A 12,679-nucleotide genomic window follows, 5' to 3' on the forward strand; every position below is an offset into this window, starting at 1 on the left:
AAAGTAGTATAACAAAAAAGAAAGAGAAAAACAACATTGTTTAGAAAAAAGTAGGGAATAAGAGCGAAATGTGGGAAATTGTTAAATAATTCACCAGACAAAATATGCGTTCGTTTGATAAAAACACCAACTCTCAAGGAGCTGGTGTCCAACAGTGTCCAACAATATGCGTCTATTTCCTTGCCTCTTGCTTAATTTGCGCTAAGAACGTATCAAATGCCATTGTTTCCGATTTTTGTTCTCCGTATTTTCGGACGTTGACGGCTTTTTCTTCCATTTCTTTATCCCCGACAACAAGCATGTATGGGATTTTTTGAACTTGTGCTTCACGAATTTTATAACCCATTTTTTCATTGCGGGCATCCAATTCAACACGTATACCGGCCTTTTTCAACTCTTCTTGAACGGTTTTTGCATAGTCAAAATGGATTTCAGGGGATACCGGAATCACTTGGACTTGAACCGGTGCCAGCCATGTTGGAAATGCCCCTTTGTATTCTTCAAGTAAATAAGCGACAAACCGTTCCATCGTTGAAACAACACCACGATGGATAACGACCGGACGATGCGGTTTCCCGTCTTCTCCGACATAAGTTAAATCAAAGCGTTCCGGTAATAAAAAGTCTAATTGGATGGTTGACAAAGTTTCTTCTTTCCCAATCGCCGTTTTCACTTGGACATCAAGTTTCGGACCATAGAATGCTGCTTCACCTTCTGCCTCGAAATAATCAAGACCTAGATCATCCATTGCTGATTTCAACATGCTCTGTGCTTTTTCCCACATTTCATCATCATCAAAATACTTTTTCGTATCTTCCGGATCACGGTAGGATAAACGGAAAGAGAAGTCGGTAATATTGAAGTCTTTATATACTTCCATAATCAACGTAACAACCCGTTTGAACTCGTCCTTAATTTGGTCCGGACGAACGAAAATATGGGCATCATTTAATGTCATACCGCGAACCCGTTGCAGTCCGGATAATGCCCCGCTCATTTCAAAACGATGCATCGTCCCAAGTTCGGCAATCCGAATTGGTAGTTCTCGATAGGAATGCTTGCTGTTTTTATAAATCATCATATGGTGCGGGCAGTTCATCGGCCGGAGTACTAATTCTTCACCGTCACCCATATCCATAGGCGGGTACATATCATCATGATAATGATCCCAGTGACCACTTGTTTTATATAAATCGACATTGGCAAGAACCGGTGTATACACATGGTCGTAGCCAAGACTGATTTCTTTATCAACAATATACCGTTCAATTGTACGGCGAACCGTTGCCCCTTTAGGCAACCATAATGGCAGCCCTTGGCCAACGAGTTGATTGATGGCAAAAATACCTAATTCTTTTCCAAGTTTCCGGTGATCGCGTTCTTTTGCTTCTTCCAACATTTTCAAGTGGGCATCCAATTCCGCTTTGGTAAAAAAGGCAGTTCCGTAAATCCGTTGCAACATTTTATTGTCGCTGTCCCCACGCCAATAGGCACCGGCAATGCTAAGCAACTTGAATTCCTTAATTTTTCCTGTCGACGGAACATGAACACCACGGCAAAGATCGAAAAATTCACCTTGTTCATAGATAGTTACTGTTTCATTTTCAGGAATGGCCTCAATGAGTTCCAACTTATATTCATCGCCAATTTCTTTATACATTTGAATCGCTTCTTCCCGGCTGACAACTTTCCGGACAATTTCAAGATTTTCATTGACGATTTTTTTCATTTCTTTTTCAATTTTAGGAAGGTCTTCCGGGGTGATGGATTCCTCTAAATCAATATCATAGTAAAAGCCGTTTTCAATGACCGGGCCAACACCAAGCTTGACGTTCTTATATAACCGTTTAATTGCTTGAGCCATCAAGTGTGCCGTACTATGGCGCAAAATTTCCAGACTTTCCGGATCCTTATCAGTTAAAATTTGGATTTCGCCGCTTTCCTCAATCGGTGTACGCAAATCGATTAATGATCCGTTTAATTTTCCCGCATAGGCTTTTTTCTTCAATCCCGGACTAATCGATGCAGCAATTTCCTCCATTGTTACACCTTTTGAAAACTCCTTCACTGCTCCATCCGGAAATGTAATTTGAATCCTTTCTGACATGATTACTGCCTCCTCAAGTATTTGAAATTTTACCTGGTTTAGATGAGGAACGACTTGGGACTCCTTTGTCGATCACTCACTTCTAAAGAAAGGTGTATTTCCAACTATGTCGAATGAGTATCCCAGCTGGAAATTATACTTTTTTAATGAAAAATAAAAAACCCGCCCCTAAAAGTAGGGACGAGTTTTAAATACCCGTGGTTCCACCCTGATTCTCGCAAAGTTTAAAAAACCATTGCGACTCAAGAAGCCGATAACGGTCGGTTCCGTCAACCATTACTTGAAAATCTTTCACAGTTGAAGTTTAAAGGGGGTAAGTCCATTATTCGTGTTAGGAAGTTTCCACCGTCCTTCCCTCTCTATAAACCGTAACAACAGACCCTTGTCCTTTGCATCACTTTTTTCTATCCATTTAATTATTGTTTAAAAAGAAACTGAGATGTGCTCCCAACGTCAATTTTTTCTCAGTAAAATTGCTTTATAACAAGTCGACTCAGTCAACGTTTTGAGAAAAATAACTCTTAACTAGTATGTAGGTATTATAAGTTTTTTAAACTAAAAATGCAAGTAGTCATTTTTCTTTATAGTCCCCCAAATGGCGTCAGTCTACCCCAGAGTGAATGGAAATGATTTTTTTCGTGGTAAAGTATATATCCGCTTAATAAATGCACGTGATCATTTTTCTCTTTGGTCATAAGAAAAATCCTGCAAAGATAAAATAATTAATTTTTCTTCAAAAATGTTTTTTAGCGTTTGAATAATCCCGTTTTCCGGCTGTTCCGTATATAAATAGATGATTTCAGGAGCAATTGAAATTAGCGGAGCAATGGTGACTGAATCAACATAAACGGGATGATCTGACAATAATTTTCGATCTATTCGTTTATCTAAATCCGAACGTTTGATTTTGTTTTTATGTTCATCATAAAATTGAAATCCGTCCTCATTCACCAAATAGATACATTTCATTTGTGCTGACCGCTCAGCCAAAAAATTACGCAAATAGAAAATAAAGGACTGATAATCCTGTTCCATTTTGTACTCGTCAATGGCAATTTCGAGATAAGATGAAAGTTTTTCAATATAAAAGCGAAGTCGGAAAGTTATCAAGGCATCGATGGACAGGATGTGGCTTGAACGAATCACTTCCAGTAAAGCTTGATCAAGCTGTTCCTCTAAAGAAGCATGATCGATCTCGAATGGCAGATCTTTTCTTTTTCCTTCCATGATCGAGTAGACCATTTCAATAATTTGAATTTGTTCATCCGTATCGGTATAGAAAAAATCATTTTCAAGTATTTCCTGACACCACTCCATCCGTTTTTTTTCCATAATAAATTTTTTTAAGTGTTTATATATGTCAGTTAAAAAATCTCCTTTCTTCATACCCGGAAAAATGAAATCCAGTTGTAAGGATTTCCTTTCAATTTGGATATGTTCCGATTTGTTTTTTAAAAATGATTGATAAAAAAAATTTAAATCCTCTTTATTATTAAATTGAATTGAAAACATCTCCGTCCCCCCTGTGAGGCATTCCTGTTTCATATATATGGGGAGCTTGGTTACTTTAGAACTGAACCTCGCTACATGAATTAGCGAGGTTCCTGTTGTACCTTTACGTATAAGTTTTTTTAGATGTTTCGAGTATCCTTATTAATTATTTTTTGTAAGGTGTTAAAGGTCTCGTCTACTTTCTTTTATTCGGTCCATCAATGGGAACCGGCTCGGCCAAAAATTTGATCCGTTCAATGATCCTTGCAGCTTTAAGTTTTTCCTCTTCCCCGCGTTGTGAGTAGGTTAAATGATGTTCTAACTCATTTAAATTAAAGTTTGAAGTAAAAAAAGTCGGCAACCTTTCCAACATACGGAATTGTAATATCGGTCCGAGAACTTCATCCCTTACCCAGCTCGAAACTGCTTCAGCTCCGATATCGTCGAACATAAGAACCGGCGCTTTTTTCAGCATGTCTATTTTTTCATTTAATGTATGGTCACTAATTGCCTGCTTCATCTCTCGAATTAGTTCAGGAACATAAACAATAATAGATGAAATTCCTATTCCGGCTAATTCGTGCGCTACAGCTCCGAGTAAATAGGTTTTCCCCGTTCCAAAAGGCCCATAAAAATAAAAGCCTCTTTGGAAATGTTCACTTCCATAATTAGAGATAAATTGTTCCACCTTATCAACTGCTTGCATACGATTGTCCGTATCGAGAATGACATTTCCTAAAGATGCTTGCAGGATATCTTTTGGCATGTAGAGGCATTGAATTCTGTTTTCCATTTTCTTTTTTTCATCGGCTAACCGTTTTAAGCGGCATGGCACATAGTGGACATCGATCCCATTATTTACTAGCACAAGTTCCGGTTCATAGCCGGGAATGATATTTTTACATTGTTCCAAAGAAGGACATTCCTTACACCCTCTACTTTGCGAGACAAATTCATATAATTTACCAAGACTGCGGTCAATCATTGGTCCCGAAATTTCATCTTGATGTTCCAAAAGAAAAGCACGTACATCAGGATGGGACATGATTTCCTGCCGTATCATCGTAAATCTTTTTTGAAAATCATCCCGATTACTTATCCGATTTAATGTTTCTCTAATATTTTCCATAGCGGGAGCACACCTCCTCATTTTATCTGGAGTACATATCGGTAAAATCGTTTATCATCATGTCAATTCTCTAATTTTACCATTTCTATTTTCTATATTTTTTCAATCGTTCTTCTAAACTTTTTTTCAATTCGATATCAACCTTTTCATTCTGTTTTTCCTGACCGTCATTTCGGTTTTCAAGCCAGTCCGGTACTTTTTCCGTACGAACTGCTTTTCTTTTCGATGTTGGTTTGTTCTTTTTGTTTTGTTGCCATTCGATATACTTACGATGCTCATCTTTTGCCAGTGCCATTGCTTCTTTAACGGTTTTAATTTTTTTCCGTGCCCAGTGCGATGCAATTTTTTCAACAAAAGCTTTCGATAATTTCATGTCGGTTCTAAGCATGCAATATTGAATTAGGACATTGACAACGCCGGAGTTTAATTTTTGATTAATCATGATTTCCTCAATTAACCTTAAATCACTTTCCGCCGGTTCAGAGCCATCCGATAAATCCGTTAAGACTTGTCGCGGACTCACTGTTTCTAAATAACGAACAAGGCGATCCTCCTTTGTTTTCGGTACATCTGTATCCGACTCGTAGATTGGACTTTGGGTACGATCAATTAATTTTGGCAGAGAGTTATAATGCTCAATTTTATACCAATCTCTTGCCCTTTTCCGCAAAGTTTCCATATCTACCTCATTATCGACATTTAAACTGCCCATGACTATATTTTTCATTTGAATGGCGTCAATCCCATATAAAAACGCTAATTTTAAAATTACTTCTTTAACCTTTTTCGTAATGGCGGTTTTTGGGACAACTGCTTCATCAAGTCCTGCCATGAACAAGTCAAAGTCAAAAAAGTCGGGGGCTACTGTCACCGGCTTGGCCTCCATTTTTCCGGGGAGAGCCTTTGCATCATCTTCTGCATTCAATGCTTCATAAGGGAAAGAATGGGTTGAGCCAAATACTTGTTGGAATGGTTGGGTAATCTTTTCAAAACCATCTGTATTTATTGCTTCATCGGCAAAATCATGTTTTAGACGCTGATAGTAATCATGACCAATTTTTTGATAAAGGTAGATGTTCAATAAACCGTCCGTGAAAAATTGGCGTGGTGATAAGGGAGGCTTTAAAATATACAGGAAGGAACGGGAATCGTTATTTTTTTTTACAAACGACTCCAACAGGCCAATTGCCTCCAATTTTTTTCTTGCATTATAAATTTCGGCCAAGTTTAAATCAAGTAAATTCATAATATAATAGTGTGAAGCTGGTTCAGATTGTAGGCGACTCTTCCCAATTTGGTTCAATAATGTCATGTATAAACTGACACATATCGGGCCGATAAGCGGTTGATATAATAAGGTTAGCACCTTTGAATCATCCACATTTAACGGACCCTCAATCCAAACAATATATTGATCTCCCGGTATCAGTTCCTTCCAATGTGGTTCCATGAAAACAACCTCGACCTTTCTTTTATTTTTTTGTATTTATCCCACTCTAAACGGAGAGTCTAACGACCATCTCAACATTCGAGTCATTCTTTATGCTCTTTTTTTAAAAGGTCTTTCAATTCTTCAATAAATACGTTAATATCTTTAAATTGGCGATAGACAGATGCAAATCGAACATAAGCGACTTCATCTATTTTTGCCAATTTATCCATAACCATCTCACCAATCACTTCACTTTTTACTTCTGAAACGCCGAGATTCCGTAATTCCCTTTCCACTTCAGCAGTGATAATTTCAAGCTGATTTAAACTGACCGGACGTTTTTCACATGCCCGAAGTAATCCGCGCAAAATTTTATCCCGGCTGAATTCTTCTCTTGTACCTTCCTTTTTGATAACGATTAATGGATATTCTTCAACCCTTTCAAAGGTTGTGAAGCGGTAGCCGCATTCTTCACATTCACGACGTCTGCGGATAGCCCTGCCTTCATCGACAGGTCTTGAATCAATAACCCTTGTCCCATTATATTTACACGTTGGACATTTCACCTCTTATTCCTCCTTATTCTTTCTTCCTTATTTTGGGATTTTTTTCATGTCTTATGGTTAATAACTTCCATAGCACAGTTCTTATGTTCGAAAAAATTCAGGATGTCCGTTCCGTTAATTTTTAGCTATAGATTTATTGGTGAAATAATTTTTATCTATTTCATATCCGATTTTGGCAACTGCTTGTCCAATTCTTGATAAAAGCGTAAGACAAGTTTCTTCAATGTCGGGTAAAGACCAAATATCGAAAAAATTTCAGAAGATACCATGAAATCAACGGCGGTTTGAAATGGTCGAACTTGAATAACTGTGACAATAATAAACGCTTTTGGCCTACTTGTCATTGAAACAGAAATTTCCCCGCGGTCCTTAGAAACGGCGGTGATTTTCATTGCCGGATCTTTTTTAAACATATCTTCAACCGTTGTTAATACCTTATCAAACGAACTTTTATAATAATGGCTTTTTAAATCTTTGTCAAAATGATCATCAGACGTTTCGCAATTTTTTTGGAATCGTTGAAAAATTGATGGCTTTCTACTCATTCTCTCAAACATCCTTTTCATTCATTTTTCAAAAATTTTTTATGTTGTCCTTATCAAACGTAAATCTATATAGTTTTATCTTACTACATTTTGTATCTATAAAAAAAGATGATGTTTATACTCAACATCATCTTTTGAAATATTTTTTTCAATTAGACATTTTGTACACTTGGACTTTTCACTTCGATAGGACCCATTCCTCTGGGAAACTCTATCGTCTCTCTTGATGTTGCATTCAATTTTTCCGCTATATAATCCGCGGCAATGGTTGGATCCAAATTACCGCACGTATAAACATCAATACTTGCATAACCGTGCTCAGGAAAACTGTGGATGGTTAAATGGGATTCTGAAATGATGACAACCCCACTGACTCCTTGAGGTGCGAATTTATGGAAGGCAACCTCCCGAACTTCAGCACCGGACTTCAACGCAGCATCAACAAATAATCTTTCAATAAAATCCATATCATTCAGTTTGTTATAGTCACAACCCCATAATTCTGAAATAACATGACGACCCAATGTATTCATACGTACGTTCCCCCTTTAATGATTTTTTCCTGTACATACAGGTAAATGAGTGTACACGACAAAAATTGCATAACTACCACGGGGGAAGTTAGTCCAGAGAGGCCCTAACCCTTTAAGTAGTTATTTTTCCACGCCTATCAGTATACAAGGTTTTCCTATATTAATCAATCAATAAATGCTCTAGGTATCTTAAAAAAACCCTCATATATGAAGCATCCATAACATTATATACATAAGGAATTTGTAAATGTGATTATATTTTGAAACCATGTACAAAGACGATCAAAAAATAATCGTTCTTGGTAAATTTACTAAAGAAAACTCGGCGAGAGCAGAGCCGTAGTTGCACTTATGCGTTAGGAAAGTAGAAATTGAAAAATTTATACTTTCCTATTAGCCAAAAGGAAAAACCCAAGAATACAATCTTGGGTCTCCTTCATATTTTTCAATTAAAACAATTTTACACCGCTTGTATGTTATGTGAAAAAAATACGATTCCTCGTAGTCAAACTATATTATCCACGATTAGGTGTTCCATTTAGAAACTTGGTTCCATCTCTCTTGCCATTTGGTTCGAGACCATTTTTGCTAAATCGACAACGCGACATGAATAACCCCATTCATTGTCATACCATGCCAATACTTTCACCTTATTTCCTTCTAAAACCATTGTCGAGAGTCCATCTACAATGGAAGAGTGGGAATCTGTATTAAAGTCAACAGATACTAATGGTTCATAAGTTATATCAAGAATACCCCGCAAATCGTTTTTACTTGCATAGACAAATGCATCGTTCACCTCTTCAGCTGTCACTTCTTTTTTCAAATCAACTACTAAGTCAACAAGTGAAACATTCGGTGTCGGTACACGTAAAGCTATGCCATGTAATTTTCCATTTAAATGCGGTAATACTTTGCCAATTGCCTTCGCTGCTCCGGTCGTTGTTGGAATAATAGATTGACCGCATGCACGTGCCCGGCGTAAATCTTTGTGCGGATTATCAATATTTTTTTGATCATTCGTATAGGCATGTACCGTTGTCATAAATCCGTTTTCAACACCAAATTGCTCATCTAAAACTTTAATAACAGGCGCCAAGCAATTTGTTGTACAGGATGCATTTGAAATTATTTCATGCTTGTCAATATTTAAAACGGTGTCATTTACACCAACAACAATTGTCACATCCTCATTTTTCCCCGGTGCTGTTAATATTACTTTTTTCGCACCTGCTTTCAGGTGAAGTCCGGCTTTTTCACGAGAATTAAATTTTCCTGTTGCTTCAATGACAATATCAATATTTAAATCTTTCCAAGGTAATTGTTCAGGATCTCTTTTGTTGACTAAAAGTACCTCTTTACCGTTAACTACTAGGCTGTTTTCCCCAAATTCCACTTCCCCGTGAAATCTCCCGTGAACTGTATCGTATTTTAATAAGTGTGCAAGCGTTTCTGGAGGATAACTTGCATTAACAGCGACAATATCGAAATCGTTCATCAATATTGCCCTGCGAAATACCATGCGTCCGATTCTTCCAAAACCATTTATTGCTACTTTTTTAACCATGATGGTCCCCCTTGTTATTTATGATACATAATTCAGATAATCATCGTAATTAGTATAACATATTTTATGAAAAGTTCACATATTAGTTGCCATTTTTCGAAAAAAGTTTGGAGATCGGGGAATACGGGCTCTCCATGTCATCGTATGTGGCGAAAAAGGGGGAAATGGATCCGAGAACGGCTCTTGAGACCAATTTCAGCAGTGAATGAAATGAAATAGTCGCAAGGAAAGACTCTGGGTGCCAAATCCAGCGATGAAAAATGAAAAATGTGCACAAGACGGACCTCTAGAACATAAGAAAAGCGCAGAGCGCCCGCTTAGCGACGTACAAACTGGAGCGCCCCGCAATGAGAACAGATTTGCTTCCTCGAATCGACATCGCACGAAGAAAAAGCGATTAGCTTTTTCGAGGAAAAGGAAACACGGCGAGGGACGAGCCGATGTTGACTTATCGTAGTGAAGCTACTCCTAGAGTGAACTTCATGAGTAATCTTCCTTGATATACTTCATGAAGCTTTGCGACGAGCTGAACATCCGCTTCCTCGAATAGGCTATGGCGCAGGAGCACATTAAAGGGGAGTTAGTTTCTCAGTCGCTGGCGCTCGGAGCTAGACAATAAAACTAATCCCGAGTTATTTACCTGTATTTTTATACTTTCTTATAGTATAAAGAAAACTCGGCGATTGCCGAGCCTTTAGGCGAAAGCAGAGCCGCAAGAGCACTTATGCGTTAGGAAAGTAGAAATTGAAAAATTTATACTTTCCTATTAGCCAAAAAAAGCTTTCTCGGTAAGTACTGCCTCTAAACCATCAGGAAGCCTTGATTCCTACCAAGAAAGCTCGCTTTATAATATTTTCCAATCTTTTAAGATGGATAGTAATTGAGTTTTTGTTTGTTCAATTGTTCCACGGTTATCAATAACAGCATCCGCCCGTTCCCTTTTTTGTTCAATGGAAAGCTGTGATGTGATTCTTGCCAGCGCTTCTTCTTTTGTCAAATGGTTCCTGTTCATCAAACGTTCCAGTTGTGTCGTTTGATCAACATAAACAACTAGTACTTTATCAACCATATACGTCAAATTGCTCTCATATAACAAAGGAATGTCAAGAAAAACAACCTTTTCGCCACGACGAAATGCTAATTCCTTTTCTTCATTCATTTTTTTTCGAACTGCCGGATGGACGATAGAGTTTAATAACAGTCGTTTCTCTTCATTTTGAAACACAAGATCCCCTAATTTCTTGCGGTCGATTTCTCCGTTTGCAAGCAGGATCTCTTCACCAAAATGCTCGACTATTTTTTGATAAGCTTCCTCCCCCGGTTCGACGACAACCCTGGCTACGATATCAGCATCGACAACGGTATAGCCCAATTCCTTAATCATTTTCGAAACCGTACTTTTTCCTGTTGCGATGCTTCCGGTAATCCCGATAACCAATGACAACTTCATCCCCTCTTTATTTCCCATTCTAAAAGCTCACATACTGATATTTTACCATTTTTATCAAGGGGAACCAACTAGGATCAAATTTGAATTTTTCATATATCAAATAAATTAAGTTTAAACATGCTTTACGGAAACGCTACTTTGGACATATCACCAATTTAGATACGTTTCAACATACTTTCCGACAATTCACTTTGGACAAATCGTCAATTTAGATTTTCCATATGCCAATTAAGATAAGTAATAAACCGGGAATAAACGAAAAATGCTTAAATAATTGATTGGAACCGAGTGTTGCACCAAATTTAATGCCGGTTGTAGCAAAGATGGCACTCATCAGCCCAACACAAGCGGCAAGTAAAATTGGTGAAAAACCTAACATTGATGCACCAAAACCGGCACCTAAAGCATCGAGAGATAGAGCTGTACCTAACAAGACAGCTTCATATCCGTTAATCGAACCGGACTTATCTAAATCAGCGGTCATCGGCTTTTTCAAAATTTGAATAACAACACCGATTGATTTCAGTTCAAACTTAACCAAAATTTTTTCATGAACGTTTTCAATTGAATCCGTTTTGTCATCCGCTGTACGGAAAAATTGCAATAATGCCCAAGCACCTAAAAGGATAAAGATGCTTCCTCCAATGGTTTCCGTCAAATGCGGGGTAAGGATTTTTCCAAAGTGACTACCGATAATCGATGCGAAATAGAGGGAAAAAGCGGAACAACAAGCAATGATGAAAATGGCATGAAGCGGAATTTTCACTTTTCTCATGCCATAGGTAAATCCGACATTGAAGCTATCAATACTTACAGCCAATGCGAGTAATAAGAGTGGGAATAGATCCAAATGGAACAGCTCCTTTCAACGATTGCTATCCTATCGTATGAAAGGAGCTTGTCCAATGTTCGTGGTTCTTAGGCGAATAACCTGATGATTGGAAGTTCATCAATAGGAAATGGGTTTATATTTTTACTTTTTGGCAGTTTGGGCAAAAATGAGTACCACGCCCGCCGACTTTTATTTTTTCAATAGGGGTGCCACAGTTTTTGCACGGTTTCCCTTTCTGAGCATAGGCATTTAACTCCAATTGGAACATACCTATCTGCCCTTGGGAATTCACATAGGAACGGATGGTACTTCCCCCTTTTTCGACTGCATCTGCTAGAGTGGCAATGATGGCCTCTCTCAATCTTTTAACTTCAGATTTTGATAATGAATTGGCAAGCCGTTCGGGATGTATTTTGGCCCGGTACAAAGCTTCGTCCACATAAATATTGCCGAGTCCTGTAACAATTGTTTGATCAAGGAGAACCGGTTTAATCATTCTCGCCGTTTTTGCTAGTGATTTTGCAAAGTAGGCTGTTGTAAACTCTTTGGCAAACGGTTCCGGTCCCAGTTGACTGAGCGGTAAATGGTTCATTTCTTCACCGATTGGAAAAATATGCATCGTTCCAAACTTTCGAACATCCCGATATCGCAATTCGGTCCCATCGGTAAATGAAAAAATGACATGAGTGTGTTTATCAAAAGGTTCTTCTTTCGGGTAGAGTCCGTATTTTCCTTCCATCCGTAAATGAGAGACAAGTGCAACATCATTCATGTAAAATATGAGAAACTTTCCCCTTCTTCCCATTGTTTGTATCGTTTGCCCTTTTAATAAAACGATAAATTCTTCAACATCTGGCGGGTTTTTTATTATCTTTGGCCAAAATACTTTTACATCCTTGATTGTTTTCCCGAGGACGATTGCCTCAAGTGTTCGTTTGATTGTTTCAACTTCTGGTAATTCCGGCATAAGTTTTCCTTTCCTTTCATTGTTTAAAGCGAAATGCGCAAAATCACAAGTAAACGGTCT

At 38.0% G+C, this 12,679-nt stretch carries 11 protein-coding genes and 1 other annotated feature; all 11 genes read right to left on the reverse strand.

Annotation, left to right across the window (positions count from 1 at the left end; genetic code table 11):
* Window positions 1–172 precede the first annotated feature (172 nt).
* Complete coding sequence (thrS, locus tag NSQ14_RS13090; RefSeq protein ID WP_227090622.1) at window positions 173–2,107, reverse strand: threonine--tRNA ligase; 1,935 nt, start codon at window positions 2,105–2,107, stop codon at window positions 173–175.
* Between the two features lie 173 nt (window positions 2,108–2,280).
* Window positions 2,281–2,511 (reverse strand) — a binding site (T-box leader).
* Window positions 2,512–2,782: 271 nt separating this feature from the next.
* Window positions 2,783–3,619, reverse strand: coding sequence for a sporulation protein YtxC (ytxC, locus tag NSQ14_RS13095; protein ID WP_041847953.1), 837 nt, complete (start codon window positions 3,617–3,619; stop codon window positions 2,783–2,785).
* Window positions 3,620–3,794: 175 nt separating this feature from the next.
* Window positions 3,795–4,727, reverse strand: a complete 933-nt coding sequence (dnaI, locus tag NSQ14_RS13100; RefSeq protein WP_034771633.1) for a primosomal protein DnaI — start codon at window positions 4,725–4,727, stop codon at window positions 3,795–3,797.
* An 85-nt stretch (window positions 4,728–4,812) separates the two neighbouring features.
* On the reverse strand, window positions 4,813–6,177 hold the full coding sequence (locus tag NSQ14_RS13105; protein ID WP_034771634.1) for a replication initiation and membrane attachment family protein: 1,365 nt from the start codon (window positions 6,175–6,177) through the stop codon (window positions 4,813–4,815).
* Window positions 6,178–6,260: 83 nt separating this feature from the next.
* Window positions 6,261–6,725 carry a transcriptional regulator NrdR gene (gene nrdR, locus NSQ14_RS13110; RefSeq protein WP_034771635.1) on the reverse strand — a complete coding sequence of 155 codons (465 nt, stop codon included), beginning with the start codon at window positions 6,723–6,725 and terminating at the stop codon, window positions 6,261–6,263.
* A 155-nt stretch (window positions 6,726–6,880) separates the two neighbouring features.
* A complete protein-coding gene (locus tag NSQ14_RS13115) occupies window positions 6,881–7,270 on the reverse strand; it encodes a hypothetical protein (RefSeq protein WP_041846473.1) in 390 nt (129 codons plus the stop codon).
* A 152-nt stretch (window positions 7,271–7,422) separates the two neighbouring features.
* Complete coding sequence (gene speD, locus NSQ14_RS13120) at window positions 7,423–7,803, reverse strand: adenosylmethionine decarboxylase (protein WP_034771636.1); 381 nt, start codon at window positions 7,801–7,803, stop codon at window positions 7,423–7,425.
* A 538-nt stretch (window positions 7,804–8,341) separates the two neighbouring features.
* Entirely contained in the window at window positions 8,342–9,370 is a 1,029-nt protein-coding gene (locus NSQ14_RS13125; RefSeq protein WP_041846472.1) for a glyceraldehyde-3-phosphate dehydrogenase, read from the reverse strand.
* A gap of 844 nt (window positions 9,371–10,214) precedes the next feature.
* Window positions 10,215–10,814, reverse strand: coding sequence for a dephospho-CoA kinase (coaE, locus tag NSQ14_RS13130; protein ID WP_041846470.1), 600 nt, complete (start codon window positions 10,812–10,814; stop codon window positions 10,215–10,217).
* Window positions 10,815–11,028: 214 nt separating this feature from the next.
* Window positions 11,029–11,670, reverse strand: a complete 642-nt coding sequence (ytaF, locus tag NSQ14_RS13135) for a sporulation membrane protein YtaF (protein WP_041846469.1) — start codon at window positions 11,668–11,670, stop codon at window positions 11,029–11,031.
* Between the two features lie 115 nt (window positions 11,671–11,785).
* On the reverse strand, window positions 11,786–12,619 hold the full coding sequence (mutM, locus tag NSQ14_RS13140; protein ID WP_041846486.1) for a DNA-formamidopyrimidine glycosylase: 834 nt from the start codon (window positions 12,617–12,619) through the stop codon (window positions 11,786–11,788).
* Window positions 12,620–12,679: the final 60 nt, after the last annotated feature.

Source organism: Caldifermentibacillus hisashii (assembly GCF_039654145.1).
GTDB lineage: Bacteria > Bacillota > Bacilli > Bacillales > Caldibacillaceae > Caldifermentibacillus > Caldifermentibacillus hisashii.